Source organism: Bacillus sp. FSL K6-1000, assembly GCF_038630785.1.
GTDB lineage: Bacteria > Bacillota > Bacilli > Bacillales > Bacillaceae > Bacillus > Bacillus safensis.
The window spans coordinates 1,445,895-1,463,536 of the sequence record NZ_CP152042.1; the positions used below are offsets into that span (position 1 = coordinate 1,445,895).

Sequence of the window (17,642 nt, forward strand, 5' to 3'; positions counted from 1 at the left end):
ACAGTAGCATAAGGGAAAAATGAAGCCCATTTTTTTCAGTGTAGGCATTCCGTGAACTGATGTCAAACAACGCTCTGACATCACAAAGGACTGTAAAGAAAAAATATTGACAAATAGCATGATGAAAGCTATAATCATGTTTGTTGCTCTTAGAGGTGATACAATTGAAATGGACAGTTTATCAGTTACATCAAAAAGCTAAAAACAGCTTCGATTTTCATGAGACGGTTGACTTAAATGAACTTACTAGCCTTCATTCAGATATACGTCGCATTTCACCAGTAGAGGTGAAAGGGACTGGAGTGATCGAATCAAAGCAAGTCGCATTTGATTTAACCATCACAGGTGAAATGACATTGCCTTGTTCAAGAACGCTTGTTGATGTAAATTATCCATTTGCGATTTCAACGAAAGAACTATTTGTACTTCATAAGACAGACGATATAGAAGATGAAGACGTATCTGTTGTAGAAGACGATATCATCGACTTAACGCCTATAGTCAAGGAAGAAATTCTTCTTGAAGTGCCGATGCAAATCTTTTGCGACCAAACAGACGTAAAAGGTGCTGCACCACAGGAAGGGAATGACTGGGCGGTCATTTCGGAAGATGCACATCAAAACCGAATTGATCCGCGTCTGGAAGGCTTGAAGAAGCTCTTAGAAGAAAATAATGAATCTTAACTCTTTAAGGAGGTGGGAATAATGGCTGTACCTTTTAGAAGAACTTCTAAAATGAAAAAAAGATTGCGTCGTACGCATTTCAAACTACAAGTACCTGGTATGGTAGCTTGCCCAGAATGCGGTGAAATGAAAATTTCTCATCGTGTCTGCAAATCTTGCGGAACATACAAAGGCAAAGACGTAAAAAGCAACTAATGCTTGATAAAAAAGCGTAAGGGAATCTTCCCTTGCGTTTTTTTATTTGTCTATTTTTTAGGTTTCTCTCCTGCAAATAGTCTATCTACTCTAGTAAGCGCATATGATGTGGTATTCAGATTCAGGGGGGATGATCAATTGACGATTACAAGGCAGGATGCATGGACACAAGATGAAGATTTACTTTTAGCAGAAGTCGTCTTAAGACACATTCGAGATGGAGGAACGCAGCTTTCCGCATTTGAGGAAGTCGGGAAAGCATTGTCAAGAACAGCTGCAGCATGTGGATTCAGATGGAACTCATACGTTAGAAAACAATATCAGGCAGGCATTGAGCTGGCGAAAAAACAGCGAAAAGAACTGCGTAAAAAGATTGGAATTCATTCCTCAGGTTTACCGCAAAATACGTTAACGATAGAAGAGAAGACATCTTCAGATCAGACTGAATTAACCTTGCGAGAAGTGATTCAGTTTTTAGAGCAGCTTGAAAAAGAACCTGCTGGCTCTGCTTATTTACGCGAAGAACTAGCGGATGCACAGCATCAACTGAAGTCGCTCACGGAAGAAAATGAACATTTGAAGCGGCAATTAAAAATGACAGAAGAAGATTACCGGGCACTCATTGGGATTGTTGAAAGAGTCAAACAGAATATCAACTTAAAAGAATATGCTAAATAAGAAAACGCCCCTCACAGAGAAAGGAGGGGCGTTTTGCCATCAGTATTAAGCAGATTCACCTGTATTCTTTTGAATATGGGCGGGCTCCCAGATGAGTGGATTTTCACCTTTGTCGCGTTCCATATCATATTTCACCGCTTCAAAGCCCATTTTATCCCAAAAACCGGCAGATTTGACGCGTGGATTGGTTCGGATAGGCAACCCGAAAGATTTGGCGAAATCAACAAGTGCCTCGCCGTACCCTTTACGCTGATACCCAGGAAGCACTTCCAGCTTCCACAGCTCTAAATAATCATGATTGTGGTCAAAATACGTTGTCGTCGAGCCGTCCACTTGATAAAGGCTCATACGTGCAACCAGCTTATCTCCAAAATAAATCCCGTAAAATGGAGAGTTGCTGTCATTTTCTATCATATTACTTTCAAGGTCTTCAAGCATGGATAGTTCTTGTATGCCATATTCCTTAAATTGTTTAAATTCCTCTAAAGTTTTGTAATTGATTAGAAGTCGCTTTACTTGTGTCATATGATCTTCCCCCTTACACACATAATGTTGACAGTGATGTCGTTGAAGGCGTTTTCATCCCATCCGCCTCAAAAAGTTTTTACACTTATTATTATAGTTTTTAAATTAAAAAAATTCAATCGCGGCGCGCCATCTGCTTTTTGCATCGCGGCATGAAACTGTTAAAATGGTTGATATGATGAAGTAAACAGAAAAAGGGAAGTGCGGCAGTTGAACATTGGAATCATTGGCGGCGGTGCGATTGGTCTGCTTTGTGCTAGTTATTTATCACAGCATCATGACATCACTGTTTTGACAAGAAGAAAAGAACAGGCAGAGGAGATTCGAACATCAGGAATTAAGCGAACGGTAAAAGGAGAGACATTCTGGTCGTCTGCTGAGGCACGGGCAGGGATTACAGGAGGATTTGATCTGCTGATTGTGACGGTGAAATATCATCATTTGCAAGAGGTGCTTGATGACCTATCGACATTACCTCGTCAGCGAATCTTATTTTTACAAAATGGCATGGCCCACTTATTAGATTTAGAAAACTGGAAAACGGCGCATACAATATATATAGGTGTCGTAGAGCACGGGGCGATGAAGGTATCAGATCATGCGGTAAACCATACAGGGATTGGTGTCATCAAGTGGGGGGCTTTTCATCCTGAGGATGTAGCTGATGTGAGAAATGCTTTAAACGAAACGCCGGCTCATTTTCAGATGATTTATACGGATGAATGGAAAAAAGTGCTGGAGGAAAAACTGCTAGTCAATGTATGCATTAACCCGCTCACGGCTTTATTGCATGTGAAAAATGGGGAATTGATTGCAAATCCTTCATATGAATACATGATGAAATGTGCATTTGAAGAAGCATTGTCCATTTTAGGTCTGGATGAAAAAGAGCAGCTCTGGTCACACGTCGTTTCAATTTGTAAGAAAACGGCCGCCAATCAATCGTCGATGCTTCAAGATATCGTCAAAGGCCGTGAAACCGAAAGAAAAGCCATCGTTGGCTATCTTTTAAAAAAGGCTCAAGCTCAAGAGATTCTGGCGCCACATCTTACTTTCTTCAATCGAAGCTTGGAAGTATTGGAAAAAAAGCAAACAAAATCTTTTGAGTGAGCTCATTTACATGCTATACTTTTTTCGGGAAACTAACTATTTATTGAAGAAAGGAAGTTCTAAACATGCAATTGACTGAACTTTCCATCCGAAGTCAGAATTTATTCATACGTGATTATATAGAAGAAAAAAAAGAGATGACTGCTTTTTTTGATTATGATATACATTCTGAGCACACATGGAAAAAGAGATACGACGATCTCATGGAAATGAGCTTCCCGCGCGAGGCTTTAGCAGATTATATGAGCGCATACCATGCAAAGTTTGAATCGGCAGCGATGCGTCAGAACATTGAAAAGATCCGTGACAAGCGGAGTGTCATGGTGGTTGGAGGGCAGCAGGCAGGCCTACTTTCAGGACCGCTTTATACCATACATAAAATCATATCCATTATTCAGTTCGCAAAAGAAAAAGAATCAGCGCTTGGCGTTCCTGTGATTCCAGTCTTTTGGGTAGCAGGTGAGGATCATGACGTAGATGAAATTAATTTTGTCTACACATCTGGCGACAAAGGTCCAGTCAAGCAAAAGCTGCCATTACATAACGTTAAAAAAACTGCTGCAAAAAGAACACCGCTGCATCAAGAAAAAACAGAGAAATGGCTACGTGACGTGTTTTCAACGTATGAGGAATCTGCATATACAAATGACTTGCTTGATCAGCTTCTTCGATGTTTACGCAAATCACAAACGTTTACGGATTTCTTTGAATGGATTGTATGCGACCTTTTTGAAGAAGATGGACTTCTTCTATTTAATTCAGGAGACTTAGGCGTTAAACCACTTGAGCGTACGCTGTTCAAGCACATTGTCGAGACAAATGATGCGGTCACAGCTCGTTTGAATGAAACGCAGGCTGCCATGAAACGAGCGGGATATCAGCCGATCATTGAAGCTGGTGACAATCAGGCGAACCTGTTTTACGAATATGATGAGGAGCGTTTCCTTATTGAAAAAGAAAACGGCCAGTTTTCTATATCAGAAGTGGGGCTTACATGGACAAAAGAAGAGCTTTTGCAGGAAATTGAGGAGCACGCAGAACGGTTCAGCAACAATGTGGTGACGCGCCCCTTAATGCAGGAAACCCTTCTTCCGACACTTGCTTTTATGGCAGGACACGGTGAAGTCAACTATTGGGGAGAGCTGAAAGGAATCTTTGAGCATTTTAAATTAAAGATGGCACCTGTTCTTCCAAGACTGCATGTGACCATTCTTGAAAGGCATATCGATAAGAAGCTCCCGGTCAGAGAACTTTCTGTAGAAGAAGTGCTCACAAGCGGAGTAAAAGAAAAGAAAGAGGCTCACTTTGAGCAAAGCCTTCCAGACAGCTTTGTTCAAGCCGTTGATCATGCGAAACGTGAATTAGCGAATGTCCACGGTGTATTGAGAAAAGAAGCACTGGAGGTTGAACCAAACTTCGAGCAGCTGCTAGATAAAAATGCCAAATTTATCGAAGACCAGCTTCAATTTGTTTATCAAAAGGTGGCGCAGCGTGTGGAAGAGAAGGAAGGATATATCCTTCGGGATTTTGAACGGATTGAAAACAGCTTAAAACCACTAGATGCCCCGCAAGAAAGAATTTGGAATATCATGTACTTTTTAAACAAATATGGTCCAGAATTCTTCAAAACGTTCAAAAATCTGCCATTTTCATTTCAAAACAAGCAGCAAATTGTCAAACTTTGAAATAAAGTTTTAATGAACCCTGACTAGTTCAGGGTTTTTTTTTATGTAGAAACAGTGTAAAATAAGTTTTGTGGAGAGAAGTGGTGGATAGTGGAGAGTAAGGGTGAGAAAGTGGGGCTCTGATTATCATGTTCATGGGTGAATACCAACATACGATTGATACAAAAGGGCGCATGATCATCCCTGCTAAATTTAGAGACGGTCTCGGAGAACAGTTTGTACTGACGAGAGGGCTTGATCAATGTTTATTTGGCTACCCTATGAGTGAGTGGAAACTAATTGAAGAGAAACTCAAAGCACTGCCGCTAACGAAAAAAGATGCACGTGCGTTTACCCGGTTCTTCTTCTCCGGCGCAGTTGAATGCGATCTGGACAAGCAGGGGCGCATTAACATCGCATCAAACCTACTCCAATATGCAAAACTCGAAAAAGAATGTGTGGTCATCGGCGTTTCAAATCGAATTGAGTTGTGGAGTAAGTCGATCTGGGAACAATATACAGAAGAGCAAGAAGATTCTTTTGCTGAAATTGCTGAAAACATGATTGGGTTTGATATATAATAATCCCTTGTGCAGCAAGCTTTCTACACATTCATTTCTATTTGAAAAAGGTGGGACCATAACATCATGTTTCAACATGAGACAGTATTATTAAAAGAAACAGTTGACGGTTTAAACGTCAAAGAAGACGGTACATATGTAGACTGCACGCTGGGCGGAGCAGGTCATAGCTCATATTTACTATCTCAACTATCAGAAAAAGGTACATTGATTGGATTTGACCAAGACGATGCTGCACTGGATCATGCACGAGAGAAGCTCGCGGATTCTAAAGCGAACATTCTTTTCATAAAAAGCAACTTCCGATATTTAAAAGAACGTCTGAATGAACAAGGCATTACAAGCGTAGACGGTGTGATTTTTGATCTTGGGGTTTCATCTCCTCAGCTCGACACACCAGAGAGAGGCTTTAGTTATCACCATGATGCACCTCTTGACATGCGAATGGATCAAACAGCCGCATTGTCGGCAAAGCAAGTGGTGAATGAATGGCCATTTGAAGATCTAGTTCGGATTTTCTACAAATATGGGGAAGAAAAATTCAGCAAGCAAATCGCACGCAAAATTGAAGAAGCTAGAAAAAAAGCGCCAATTGAAACAACAGGGGAGCTTGTCGACATTATCAAAGAAGGAATTCCCGCACCTGCAAGACGAACTGGCGGACATCCAGCAAAAAGAGTGTTTCAAGCGATCCGAATTGCCGTAAATGATGAATTGAAAGTTTTTGAAGAAGCACTAGAACAAGCAATAGAGTTACTCAATCCGAAGGGGAGAATTTCTGTCATTACATTCCATTCACTTGAAGACCGGATTTGTAAAAGTACATTTAAAGAAATGTCTTCTCTTCCAGAACTTCCGCACGGACTACCAGTGATTCCAGAAGGACTTGAACCAAAGCTGAAGCTGATCACGAGAAAACCAATCGTTGCATCAGAACAAGAGCTGGAACATAACAACCGTGCCCGTTCAGCGAAGCTCCGAATTGCAGAAAAAAAGTAAAACGACACCATAGATGATGATAAAAAGGAGGTTTCTTATGAGTAATTTGGCTTACCAAAGAGAAGTAAAACAATATCAAACAGAGCAGCAAGGCCAATCGGTTGTTATTAAAAGAAGAGGTTCTATCACACTTGGTGAAAAAATCTTACTTGTCATGTTTGTCATGGCTCTTATGTGCAGCTCTATTCTCATCATTTCTAAAGCCTTTGCTGTCTATCACGCCAATATCGAGGTGCAGAAATTAGAGCAGCAAGTATCTTTAGAATCGAAGAAGATTACTGAGCTTCAAAAGGAAAAAGACTTGCTGAGTGAACCAGAAAGAATCATTGAAGCTGCGAAAAAAGCAGGCTTAAGCATTTCGAAAGATGTTAAGAAGGTCGATTAAGATGGCGATGCCTAAAAAGAATAAAATGATGAACAGAGGCGCGGCAATTGCGAGTATTTGCTTCGCCCTGTTTTTCTTTATCATCCTTGCACGTTTTATTTATATTCAGATTACAGGAACGGTCGATGGTCAAGTGTTAGCTGCAAAGGCAAATGAACAATATCAATCGAAGAAAACACTTGAAGCCAAAAGAGGATCTATTTTAGACCGAAATGGGAATGTGATTGCCGAGGATACATCTGTCTATAAGCTGATTGCGATCATGAGCAAGAAAATGACGGTCGATCCAAAGCACCCAATGCATGTCGTTGACAAAGAAAAGACAGCAAAAGAGCTGTCAAAAGTAATTGATATGAGCGAAAGCGAAATTTTAAAGCGTCTGAATACAAAAGATGCGTTCCAAGTTGAGTTTGGTAAAGCTGGGAAAGACATCAGTTTTTCAACAAAGGAAAAAATTGAAAAGCTGAAGCTTCCAGGAATCGCATTTGAAAAAGACACGAAGCGATATTATCCAAACGGCATGTTTGCTTCAAATCTGATCGGTTATGCAAGATTAGATGAGGCGACAAAGGACATGTCAGGCGCGATGGGACTTGAGAAGGCGCTGAACAAATTTTTAAAAGAAAAAGACGGCTATGTGACATATAACAGTGACAGAAGCGGATGGGCTCTTCCAAATAGTAAAGAAGACATTGTCGCTCCGAAGGATGGGAAAAACGTCACGCTGACCATCGATCAAAAAATCCAAGCGTTCCTTGAAGAAAGTATGACGCAGGTTGCTAAAAAATATAAACCGAAGAAAATCATTGCTACAGTCGTTGACCCAAAAACGGGAAAGGTGCTCGCGATGGGACAGCGGCCAAGCTTTAATTTAAATGAATTAGACATTACGAATTATAACAATGATGTCATTTCATATGCGTTTGAACCAGGTTCAACGATGAAAATCTTTACACTTGCTGCGGCAATCCAAGAAGGGGTCTACCAAGGCAATGATAAATATCAATCTGGTACTTATAAAGTAGGCGGCGGCCTTGTAAGAGACCACAACAACGGAAATGGCTGGGGGAAAATTGACTTTCATGAAGGTGTTCTCCGTTCGTCAAACGTAGCCTTTGCAAAGCTGGCAAAAGAAAAGTTAGGCTTCACGCGCTACGAACAATATTTGCAGAAGTTCCATTTCTACGACAAAACAGGCATTGACTTGCCGAACGAAGCGTCTAGTAAAATCAATTACAGATACGAATATGACAAAGCATCGACAGCTTACGGTCAAGCGTCTGCCATTACACCGATTCAACAAATTGAAGCAGCGACAGCGATAGCAAACGGTGGAACGATGATGAAGCCATATGTCATTGATCATATTACAGACCCGAACACAAACAAAACGATTTTACAGCACGAACCAACAGTAGCTGGAAAACCAATTTCCTCAGATACAGCAAAGCAAGTACGTGACATTTTAGGTGAGGTTGTTTCCTCGAAGATTGGAACAGGTCAGCCTTACCAAATCAAAGGCTTTGACGTTGCTGGAAAAACAGGAACAGGACAAATCGGTGGTGCCGGTGGTTATCTCCAAGGAAGAAATGATTACGTCTTTTCATTTATGGGAATGGCGCCGAAAGATGATCCAAAGCTGCTCGTTTATGTAGCTGTACAGCAGCCGCAGCTGTCTGACACAGAAACTGGCTCTGCCCCAGTTGCACAAATCTTTAACCCAGTGATGAAAAATAGTCTGCTATATTTAAATATTGCACCAACAAAAACAGACGATAAAAAATCAGGCGAACAAAAAGTGAAGCAAGAAACAATGCCTTCACTCTTAGATTTAGAAGTGAAGCAGGCGGAAACAGAAGCCAAAAACAAAAACTTAACGCCTGTTGTCATCGGCGATGGCCTCTCCATTAAACGACAGTGGCCAAGTGCAGGCTCTGAATTCTCTGAAAGCCAGAAAGTTTTCTTGAAAACAGCAGGAAAAACCATCAAAATGCCTGATATGACAGGCTGGTCGAGAAGAGAAGTTCTTCAATATGCATCCATTTCCGGTGTGCATATCGAAACAAAGGGACAAGGATATGCTATCAAACAAAGTGTGAAAAGTGGAGCGGAGATTTCAGATAAAGTTGTTACAGTGACATTTAAAAGCCCGAATTAATTGCAAAACCTAGCAAACGACTTGCTAGGTTTTTTCTTTTGCCGAGCGGGATAGACGAGACGTTCTACATAAGGACGGGCCTGCATATGATGGAAACAAGCCATATGTATGTAAGGAGTGAACCGGGCGTGCGAGTATCAAGTGTAACAGTGAGAAAACGATTGCTTTTCGTGCTGCTGATTGGGGTGATCATTTTTTTCATCATAGATACTAGATTAGGATATGTACAGTTTATTATGGGTGAGAAGCTCACAAGCTTAGCAAAAGATTCATGGAGCCGGAACCTCCCGTTCGAACCAGAAAGGGGAGATATTTTGGACCGAAATGGGGTAGAGCTTGCGACGAACAAAAGTGCCCCATCTATATTGGTCGTTCCGCGTCAAATTAAAGATCCCGCAGAAACAAGCAAGAAACTGGCGGCAGTACTGAATATGTCAGAGGAAAAAGCGTACAAGCACGTCACAAAGAAAACATCGATCGAACGAATTTCTCCAGAGGGAAGAAAAGTATCTCATGAAAAAGCAAAAGAAGTCAGAGAGCTTGATTTAGATGGCGTTTATGTTGCGGAAGACAGCATCAGACACTATCCGTTCGGCAGTTTTCTTTCTCATGTGCTTGGCTTCGCTGGAATTGATAATCAAGGGTTACTTGGACTGGAAGCCTATTATGATGATGACCTGAAAGGTGAAAAAGGCTCTGTAAAGTTCTATTCCGATGCAAAAGGGCAGAAAATGCCAGATGAAGCAGATGATTATACACCGCCTAAAGATGGCCTTGATATGAAGTTAACTGTCGATGCGAAAGTACAAACCATCATAGAGCGGGAATTAGACAACGCGCAGGCGAAATATAACCCAGACGGCATGATTGCAATTGCGATGAATCCGAAGAACGGTGAAGTGCTTGGAATGTCGAGCAGACCGGATTTTGATCCAGCGGATTATCAATCAGTTGACTCGAAAGTGTTTAACCGAAATCTACCGGTGTGGAGCACATATGAGCCAGGTTCGACGTTTAAAATTATTACGCTTGCAGCAGCGCTAGAAGAGAAAAAAGTCAATTTAAAACGCGATCATTTTTTTGACAGCGGATCTGTAACAGTTGATGGTGCAAGGCTTAGGTGCTGGAAAAAAGGCGGCCACGGATCACAGTCATTTTTAGAAGTGGTGCAAAATTCCTGTAACCCCGGCTTTGTTGAACTAGGCGACCGTCTAGGAAAGGATAAATTATTTTCCTATATTAAAAATTTCGGGTTTGGCCAAAAAACAGGAATTGATCTTCAAGGGGAAGGGCGAGGCATTTTGTTCCCGCTGGACCGGGTTGGCCCTGTAGAGCAGGCGACAACTGCCTTTGGTCAAGGTGTATCTGTTACGCCGATACAGCAAGTAGCTGCCGTAGCCGCAGCGGTAAATGGCGGAACACTTTACACGCCGTACATTGCAAAAGAATGGATAGATCCAATCACAAAAGAGGTTGTGAAAAAGCAATCACCGATTGCCAAAAAGAAAGTGATTTCAGCAGAAACATCAAAAGAAATCAGATATGCGCTTGAAAGTGTAGTCGCTCAAGGGACTGGCCGAAATGCATTTGTTGAAGGATATCGAGTTGGCGGAAAAACAGGGACAGCACAGAAGGTAAAAGACGGCAAGTACATGGAAAATAACCACATTGTGTCGTTTATAGGGTTTGCGCCTGCTGATGATCCAAGTATCGTTGTATATGTGGCTGTAGATAACCCGAAAGGCACTATTCAATTTGGCGGGACAGTTGCTGCGCCAATTGTGGGTCATATTATGCGGGACAGCCTGCCTGAAATGGGTGTGAAAAAAAGAAAAGGACAAATTGAAAAGAAGTACCAGTGGCTGGACACAAAAACGATTGAAGTACCGAATCTTGTAGGGGGATCTGTTTCAGACCTTGAATCCCTCCTGATTAATCTTAAGATCGATGCTTCTGGAACTGGCAGTAAAGTGGTGAAGCAATCACCTGCTGCTGGGACGAAGGTCAAAGAAGGCTCCACCATCAGATTATACTTAAACGATGAATAATAAAGAATGAACAGAGGGTAGCCGCACTCATTCGGCTGCCTCTTTTTGTTGAAAGAGAAGGTCTGTTTGAAAAAAAGAACCTAAAGTGTGTTTTTTCCAAGAGAAACTTAAGGAATACGCTGGATGTATCCTTTTTTTTACGATAAAATATAGACTGTGTGTTTTTTTCGCAAGACATGCACGTGAACGAATTTGAGAGGTTTGATATGAAATGAAATTACAAGAACTCCTTACATACTTTAAAAGTGAAAACAACGAATTAATAAACGAAAATCCTGATATCACTTCCATCGAAATGGATTCTAGAGAGGTGAAAAAAGGAAGCCTTTTTGTCTGTATAAAAGGCTATACAGTAGATGGACACGATTATGCTGAAAAAGCGGTGAAAAGCGGGGCTGCAGCGATTGTAGCAGAACACCCTCTTAACATAACAGATGTACCAGTCATTATTGTGAAACACTCTCAAAGAGCTCTTGCAAGAATAGCTGATGCGTTTTACGAACAGCCAACTCATAAGCTGAATCTCATCGGGATCACAGGCACAAACGGAAAAACTTCCACAACACACATGATTGAACAAATGATGAGAAAAGCCGAAAAGAAAACAGGCTTAATCGGTACGATGTATATGAAGGTGAATGATGACATTCTCGATGTGAAAAACACGACACCTGAAAGTGTCACACTTCAGAAGACCTTCAAACAGATGCTTGATCAAGATGTAGACACAGCCATTATGGAAGTATCATCACACGCACTGCATCTTGGCAGGGTACATGGATGTGATTATGATATTGCCGTTTTCACAAACCTTTCGCAGGACCATCTTGACTACCACAACACAATGGAAGAATATAAACATGCGAAAAGCTTGCTGTTTTCACAGCTGGGCAGTGCCTTTCATCACGATAAGCCAAAGCATGCGATTTTAAATGCGGATGATGATGCTTCGAGTTACTATGAAAAAGTGACAGCTGCTGAAGTCATGACATATGGCTTAGAGCAAAAAGCAGATGTCATGGCAAAGAATATTCAAATCAAGCCGAAGGGAACTCAATTTGATTTAATCACTCCAATTGGTACCAAAAATGTGACAGTTGCCCTCATCGGTAAGTTTAATGTGTACAACATCCTAGCAGCTGTATCAGTAGGGATCGTATCTGGCTTAACATTTGAAACGATTGTAAGTGCTATTGAAGAGCTGGAGGGAGTCAAAGGCCGATTTGAACTTGTGAACTGTGATCAAGATTTCCCTGTGATCGTCGATTACGCCCATACACCTGACAGCTTAGAAAATGTCCTGACAACGTGTAGAGAATTAACAGACGGCAAAATTTTCTGTGTGATAGGCTGCGGCGGCGACCGTGATAAAACAAAGCGCCCTCAAATGGCCCAAATCGCTGTGAAGTATGCAGATGAGCCTGTATTTACATCAGACAACCCAAGAAGCGAAGATCCTTCAGCTATCTTAAAGGATATGGAAAATGGTGTGCCAGACGCATATTATCATAGCTTTGTGAATCGCAAACAAGCCATCTTTTTTGCAATTGCCAATGCGAAAAAGGGCGATACAGTCTTAATAGCGGGTAAAGGTCATGAGACATATCAAATCGTTGGCGATCAAGTGTACGATTTTGATGATGCAAAGGTTGCTATGGACGCTATTTTAGATCTAAACAAATCTTAAAATGATGAAAAGAGTGTAATGAAATGAAGCATTTTGTACAAAAACAACATACGAAGAACGCGAATGAATACCTTAATAATGAATGCAATTTTCTGATGGAAAACGGCTTTGGAAATTCGGAAGGAGTAAAGAACGATGCTTGAACAGGTGATATTGTTTACAATCATAATGGGATTTTTAATCAGTGTTCTTTTATCCCCGATTTTTATTCCGTTTTTAAGAAGACTTAAATTTGGTCAAAGTATTAGAGAAGAAGGACCACAGTCTCACCAAAAGAAATCAGGTACTCCGACAATGGGCGGAATTATGATTATCTTTTCTATCACAATTACGACGATTGTGATGATCAACAAATTTTCTGAGATTAGTCCAGAAATGTTTTTATTGTTATTTGTCACGCTTGGCTACGGTCTATTAGGATTTTTAGATGATTATATTAAAGTAGCGATGAAACGAAACCTAGGTTTAACATCGAAACAGAAATTAATCGGTCAAATTGTGATCGCAGTGATTTTTTATGCAGTCTTCCATTATTATCAGTTTGCAACGACGATTCGCATTCCAGGAACAGATGTCAGCTTCGATTTAGGATGGGCTTACTTTATCCTTGTCGTTTTCATGCTTGTCGGGGGTTCTAATGCTGTGAACTTAACGGATGGACTGGATGGTCTATTATCTGGTACCGCTGCTATTGCCTTTGGAGCCTTTGCTATACTGGCTTGGAATCAATCACAGTACGATGTAGCGATCTTTTCAGTAGCTGTTGCTGGAGCCGTTCTTGGGTTTCTTGTGTTTAACGCGCATCCTGCAAAAGTATTTATGGGTGATACAGGGTCGCTTGCTTTAGGCGGAGCGATTGTAGCGATTGCCATTTTAACAAAGCTTGAAATTTTACTTGTCATTATTGGAGGAGTATTTGTTGTCGAAACGTTATCCGTTATTCTTCAAGTGATCTCCTTTAAAACAACTGGAAAAAGAATCTTTAAGATGAGTCCGCTTCACCACCACTATGAGTTAGTTGGCTGGTCTGAGTGGAGAGTAGTTGTCACCTTCTGGACAGCTGGTTTATTACTTGCTGTTTTAGGAATTTACATCGAGGTGTGGTTATAATTGAATAAGATGCAAATGTTAAAAAACGAACATGTACTAGTATTAGGTCTTGCAAAAAGCGGATATGCGGCAGCTTCAATTCTTCATGAGCATGGAGTAAATGTCATAGTAAATGACCAAAAGCCGTTTGAAGAAAATGAACCTGCTCAGCTTCTTTCTGAAAAGGGGATTGATGTCATTTGTGGCAGCCATCCTCTTCGTATGTTCGATGATAATGAAATAACGATTTTAATTAAAAATCCAGGAATTCCATATGAAAATGTGATGGTTCAAGAGGCGATTCGCCGCCAAATTCCAGTTTGGACGGAAATTGAATTAGCTTATCATTTAACCTCAGCTCCTTTTATTGGGATTACTGGATCAAATGGAAAAACCACTACCACGACTTTGATTTATGAAATGCTGAAAAGCGATAGTCAAAAAACTTTAGTGGCAGGTAATATTGGCACAGTTGCCAGCGAAGTCGCTGCAAAGGCAGCTGGCGATGAGTGGATTGTAACTGAGCTGTCTTCTTTTCAGTTAATGGGAACAGTTGATTTTAGACCTAAAATCAGCTTAATATTAAATATTTTTGATGCACATTTAGACTATCACCACACTCGTGATGAATATGAAAAAGCAAAGCAGAAAGTATACGCACATCAACTTGAAGATGACATAGCTGTCATTAACCTTGATGATCCATCAGTTGTAAAACTAGCCGAAGCTTCAAAAGCAAAAAAAGTATTTTTCTCGGTAAAAGAGCAAGTAGAACATGGTGCGTATATTAAAAATGGTGCAATTTACTACATGAATGAACATATCATCGATTTAAAGGATGTTGTTCTTCCTGGTGAGCATAACCAAGAAAATATTTTGGCAGCTATATGTGTCGTGAAAAATACAGGCTGTTCAAATGAAGCAATCGCACACGTTCTCACGACTTTTAGTGGAGTGAAGCATCGTCTCCAGTTTGTAGATACAATTCAAAGCAGAAAATTCTATAACGATAGTAAAGCCACCAATATACTGGCAACAAGTAAAGCATTGTCAGCTTTTAAGCAGCCGACCATTTTACTAGCCGGCGGGCTTGATCGCGGTAATGAATTTGATGAATTGAAGCCTTTTATGAAAAATGTAAAAGGAATCATCACATTTGGTGAGACGGCACCTAAGTTTGTGAAGCTTGGTGAAGAACTGGGAATACATCACGTAAAACATGTCGATAATGTTGAACAAGCAGTACCTGCGGCGTTTAACATTTCTGAAGAAGAAGACGTGATTTTATTATCCCCGGCTTGTGCAAGCTGGGATCAACATAAAACATTTGAAGAACGTGGAGACATGTTTGTAAACGCCGTGCATATGCTTAAATAAGGGCTTGTCTCTCATAATGACTGACAGCCCAAATGAATTATGCTTGGGGTGTCGGTCTCTTGACGAATAAGAAAACTTCTCCGGACTTTTTGCTTGTTGTCATTACGTTACTTTTATTGACGATTGGTTTAATTATGGTGTACAGCGCTAGTGCTGTGTGGGCATCGTATAAATTTGATGATTCGTTTTATTTTGCAAAAAGACAGCTTTTGTTTGCCGGAATCGGAGTTATCGCGATGTTTTTCATTATGCGAGTCGATTATTGGACGTGGCGGACTTGGTCAAAGATATTGATTGCTGTTTGTTTTCTCCTTTTACTGCTTGTACTTATTCCAGGTATCGGTATGGAGAGAAATGGATCAAGAAGCTGGATCGGTGTCGGTGCGTTTAGTATTCAGCCCTCTGAATTTATGAAGCTTGCGATGATTGCGTTTCTTGCAAAATTCTTATCTGAAAAACAAAAAAATATCACATCCTTTCGTAAAGGTTTCGCACCAGCATTAGGCATTGTGTTTTCTGCATTTGCCATCATAATGCTGCAGCCAGATTTGGGAACAGGGACGGTAATGGTTGGAACCTGTATTATTATGATATTTGTTTCAGGTGCGAGAATTGCTCACTTTATATTTCTCGGTCTTTTAGGGCTCAGTGGATTTGCTGCACTCGTCTTATCAGCGCCCTACCGCATAAAACGAATTACATCGTACTTAAATCCTTGGGAAGATCCACTAGGCAGTGGGTTTCAAATTATTCAATCCTTATACGCTGTTGGTCCAGGCGGTCTGTTCGGAATGGGTCTCGGTCAAAGTAGACAGAAATTCTTTTATTTACCTGAGCCTCAAACAGACTTCATCTTTGCGATATTGTCTGAAGAGCTTGGCTTTATAGGAGGATCACTCATTTTGCTGCTCTTTAGTGTTCTATTATGGAGAGGCATACGAATAGCACTTGGAGCCCCAGACTTATACGGAAGTTTCCTAGCAGTTGGCATTATTTCAATGGTTGCCATTCAAGTGATGATTAATATCGCAGTTGTTACTGGACTCATCCCTGTGACAGGGATCACGCTCCCATTCCTAAGTTATGGCGGCTCATCACTGACATTAATGCTGATGGCAATTGGCGTACTTCTGAATGTAAGCAGGTACGCTAGATATTAATGTGTTGCTAGTTAATGAAACCATGATGACATTTATTTTGCAAAAGTACAAAAAAATGATTTGAAGAGTGAAAAAGACAGCTTTCGTATTGAAAACATGTTTTTTTGACTCTTCTTTACAGGTTTTAACGGAGCCCTGTTGTTTAAAACAGGGTTTATACTTTGTTCAGAGCAGAAAAAAATTGAGGGGAAATGGTATAATGCGTATAGTAATCAGTGGAGGCGGAACAGGCGGACATATTTATCCGGCCTTAGCTTTTATTAAAGAAGTGAAAAGACTGCATCCTAATGTAGAATTTTTATATATTGGTACTGAAAATGGACTTGAAAAGAAAATTGTAGAAAGAGAAAATATCCCTTTCAAGTCCATAGAAATTTCAGGTTTTAAAAGAAAGCTTTCCTTTGATAACGTAAAAACGGTGATGAGATTTCTAAAGGGCGTTCAAAAAAGTAAATCTTACTTAAAAGAATTCAAGCCAGATGCGGTCATTGGAACAGGTGGTTATGTGTGCGGCCCTGTTGTTTATGCAGCTTCTAAGCTGAAAATCCCGACTATTATTCACGAACAGAACAGTCTGCCTGGAATCACAAATAAGTTTCTGGCGAGATATGTTGATAAGGTAGCCATCTGCTTTGAAGAAGCAAAGGAACATTTTCCTTCTGAAAAGGTTGTATTTACGGGAAACCCTAGAGCCTCTGAAGTCGTCTCTATAAAAGAGGGGAAATCTCTTAAAGAGTTTGGGCTGGATGAAAAGAAAAAAACAGTTCTTATTTTTGGCGGGAGCCGGGGGGCTGCACCGATTAATAGAGCAGTCATTGACATGCAAAATGAATTAAAGGCTAAGAACTATCAGCTTTTATATATCACAGGTGAGGTTCATTATGAAAAAGTGCTGAACGAACTAAAGGAAAAAGATGCAGCACCTAATATGATCACAAAGCCTTTCTTGCACCAAATGCCGGAGTACTTGAAATCAATTGATGTGATTGTTGCAAGAGCGGGTGCCACAACGATTGCTGAAGTGACAGCCCTTGGAATCCCAACTATTTTTATTCCAAGCCCATACGTCACAGCAAATCACCAGGAGATTAATGCAAGATCACTAGAAAAGCATGACGCTGCAATCGTTTTAAGAGAATCAGAGCTTTCTGGAGAGAGTCTTCTTCATGCCATTGATGAAATTGCTGGTAATGAAGAAAAGTTAAACGAAATGAGCCGCTTAACAAAAGAACTTGGAGTACCAGATGCGGCTGGACGTTTATATAATGTATTAAAAGAAATTACGACTACATGATGGAATGAT

At 40.6% G+C, this 17,642-nt stretch carries 16 protein-coding genes; 15 read left to right on the top strand and 1 reads right to left on the bottom strand.

The window, feature by feature from the left end; translation table 11 throughout:
• Positions 1-164 precede the first annotated feature (164 nt).
• The 3 genes from MHI46_RS07365 to gerR all read left to right on the top strand — a co-directional run bounded on the left by MHI46_RS07365 (position 165) and on the right by gerR (position 1,556).
• A complete protein-coding gene (locus MHI46_RS07365; protein WP_019743276.1) occupies positions 165-683 on the top strand; it encodes a DUF177 domain-containing protein in 519 nt (172 codons plus the stop codon).
• A 21-nt stretch (positions 684-704) separates the two neighbouring features.
• Positions 705-878 (top strand): 50S ribosomal protein L32, encoded by a 174-nt coding sequence (rpmF, locus tag MHI46_RS07370; RefSeq protein ID WP_008354700.1) that lies wholly within the window; start codon positions 705-707, stop codon positions 876-878.
• Between the two features lie 138 nt (positions 879-1,016).
• Complete coding sequence (gene gerR / locus MHI46_RS07375; RefSeq protein WP_039178316.1) at positions 1,017-1,556, top strand: sporulation-specific transcriptional regulator GerR; 540 nt, start codon at positions 1,017-1,019, stop codon at positions 1,554-1,556.
• Positions 1,557-1,601: 45 nt separating this feature from the next.
• Here gerR and MHI46_RS07380 read toward each other — a convergent pair whose 3' ends face one another.
• Positions 1,602-2,081 (bottom strand): N-acetyltransferase, encoded by a 480-nt coding sequence (locus MHI46_RS07380; protein ID WP_007499784.1) that lies wholly within the window; start codon positions 2,079-2,081, stop codon positions 1,602-1,604.
• Between the two features lie 210 nt (positions 2,082-2,291).
• Between MHI46_RS07380 and MHI46_RS07385 the strand changes: the two genes are divergently transcribed.
• The 12 genes from MHI46_RS07385 (at position 2,292) to murG (ending at position 17,633) form a co-directional block, all read left to right on the top strand.
• The gene (locus MHI46_RS07385; protein WP_285858157.1) at positions 2,292-3,191 is read left to right on the top strand and encodes a 2-dehydropantoate 2-reductase; all 900 of its coding nucleotides are present in this window, start codon (positions 2,292-2,294) and stop codon (positions 3,189-3,191) included.
• Positions 3,192-3,256: 65 nt separating this feature from the next.
• On the top strand, positions 3,257-4,876 hold the full coding sequence (bshC, locus tag MHI46_RS07390; RefSeq protein ID WP_342503196.1) for a bacillithiol biosynthesis cysteine-adding enzyme BshC: 1,620 nt from the start codon (positions 3,257-3,259) through the stop codon (positions 4,874-4,876).
• Positions 4,877-5,004: 128 nt separating this feature from the next.
• Positions 5,005-5,436: a division/cell wall cluster transcriptional repressor MraZ gene (mraZ, locus tag MHI46_RS07395; protein ID WP_003211163.1), complete on the top strand. Its 432-nt coding sequence runs from the start codon at positions 5,005-5,007 to the stop codon at positions 5,434-5,436.
• A gap of 66 nt (positions 5,437-5,502) precedes the next feature.
• A complete protein-coding gene (gene rsmH, locus MHI46_RS07400; protein ID WP_024426925.1) occupies positions 5,503-6,435 on the top strand; it encodes a 16S rRNA (cytosine(1402)-N(4))-methyltransferase RsmH in 933 nt (310 codons plus the stop codon).
• A gap of 37 nt (positions 6,436-6,472) precedes the next feature.
• Positions 6,473-6,820: a cell division protein FtsL gene (ftsL, locus tag MHI46_RS07405; RefSeq protein ID WP_039178324.1), complete on the top strand. Its 348-nt coding sequence runs from the start codon at positions 6,473-6,475 to the stop codon at positions 6,818-6,820.
• Positions 6,821-6,827: 7 nt separating this feature from the next.
• The gene (locus MHI46_RS07410; RefSeq protein ID WP_342503244.1) at positions 6,828-8,978 is read left to right on the top strand and encodes a penicillin-binding protein; all 2,151 of its coding nucleotides are present in this window, start codon (positions 6,828-6,830) and stop codon (positions 8,976-8,978) included.
• 128 nt (positions 8,979-9,106) lie between these two features.
• Positions 9,107-11,026 carry a stage V sporulation protein D gene (locus MHI46_RS07415; protein ID WP_039178327.1) on the top strand — a complete coding sequence of 640 codons (1,920 nt, stop codon included), beginning with the start codon at positions 9,107-9,109 and terminating at the stop codon, positions 11,024-11,026.
• A gap of 211 nt (positions 11,027-11,237) precedes the next feature.
• Positions 11,238-12,713: a UDP-N-acetylmuramoyl-L-alanyl-D-glutamate--2,6-diaminopimelate ligase gene (locus tag MHI46_RS07420; RefSeq protein WP_058837742.1), complete on the top strand. Its 1,476-nt coding sequence runs from the start codon at positions 11,238-11,240 to the stop codon at positions 12,711-12,713.
• A 135-nt stretch (positions 12,714-12,848) separates the two neighbouring features.
• Positions 12,849-13,823: a phospho-N-acetylmuramoyl-pentapeptide-transferase gene (mraY, locus tag MHI46_RS07425; protein WP_003211854.1), complete on the top strand. Its 975-nt coding sequence runs from the start codon at positions 12,849-12,851 to the stop codon at positions 13,821-13,823.
• On the top strand, positions 13,824-15,179 hold the full coding sequence (gene murD / locus MHI46_RS07430) for a UDP-N-acetylmuramoyl-L-alanine--D-glutamate ligase (RefSeq protein ID WP_039178338.1): 1,356 nt from the start codon (positions 13,824-13,826) through the stop codon (positions 15,177-15,179).
• Positions 15,180-15,238: 59 nt separating this feature from the next.
• Positions 15,239-16,339 carry a stage V sporulation protein E gene (spoVE, locus tag MHI46_RS07435; protein ID WP_024424259.1) on the top strand — a complete coding sequence of 367 codons (1,101 nt, stop codon included), beginning with the start codon at positions 15,239-15,241 and terminating at the stop codon, positions 16,337-16,339.
• 199 nt (positions 16,340-16,538) lie between these two features.
• On the top strand, positions 16,539-17,633 hold the full coding sequence (murG, locus tag MHI46_RS07440) for an undecaprenyldiphospho-muramoylpentapeptide beta-N-acetylglucosaminyltransferase (RefSeq protein ID WP_058837741.1): 1,095 nt from the start codon (positions 16,539-16,541) through the stop codon (positions 17,631-17,633).
• The last annotated feature ends 9 nt before the right edge of the window (positions 17,634-17,642 follow it).

What these genes read in the sequence shown, in the direction of transcription:
- murG (WP_058837741.1), top strand. Translation starts at nt 16,539, where the DNA reads ATGCGTATAGTAATCAGTGGAGGCGGAACAGGCGGACATATTTATCCG.
- bshC (WP_342503196.1), top strand. Translation starts at nt 3,257, where the DNA reads ATGCAATTGACTGAACTTTCCATCCGAAGTCAGAATTTATTCATACGT.
- MHI46_RS07420 (WP_058837742.1), top strand. Translation starts at nt 11,238, where the DNA reads ATGAAATTACAAGAACTCCTTACATACTTTAAAAGTGAAAACAACGAA.
- rpmF (WP_008354700.1), top strand. Translation starts at nt 705, where the DNA reads ATGGCTGTACCTTTTAGAAGAACTTCTAAAATGAAAAAAAGATTGCGT.
- MHI46_RS07410 (WP_342503244.1), top strand. Translation starts at nt 6,828, where the DNA reads ATGCCTAAAAAGAATAAAATGATGAACAGAGGCGCGGCAATTGCGAGT.
- rsmH (WP_024426925.1), top strand. Translation starts at nt 5,503, where the DNA reads ATGTTTCAACATGAGACAGTATTATTAAAAGAAACAGTTGACGGTTTA.
- MHI46_RS07380 (WP_007499784.1), bottom strand. Translation starts at nt 2,081, where the DNA reads ATGACACAAGTAAAGCGACTTCTAATCAATTACAAAACTTTAGAGGAA.
- mraZ (WP_003211163.1), top strand. Translation starts at nt 5,005, where the DNA reads ATGTTCATGGGTGAATACCAACATACGATTGATACAAAAGGGCGCATG.
- mraY (WP_003211854.1), top strand. Translation starts at nt 12,849, where the DNA reads ATGCTTGAACAGGTGATATTGTTTACAATCATAATGGGATTTTTAATC.
- ftsL (WP_039178324.1), top strand. Translation starts at nt 6,473, where the DNA reads ATGAGTAATTTGGCTTACCAAAGAGAAGTAAAACAATATCAAACAGAG.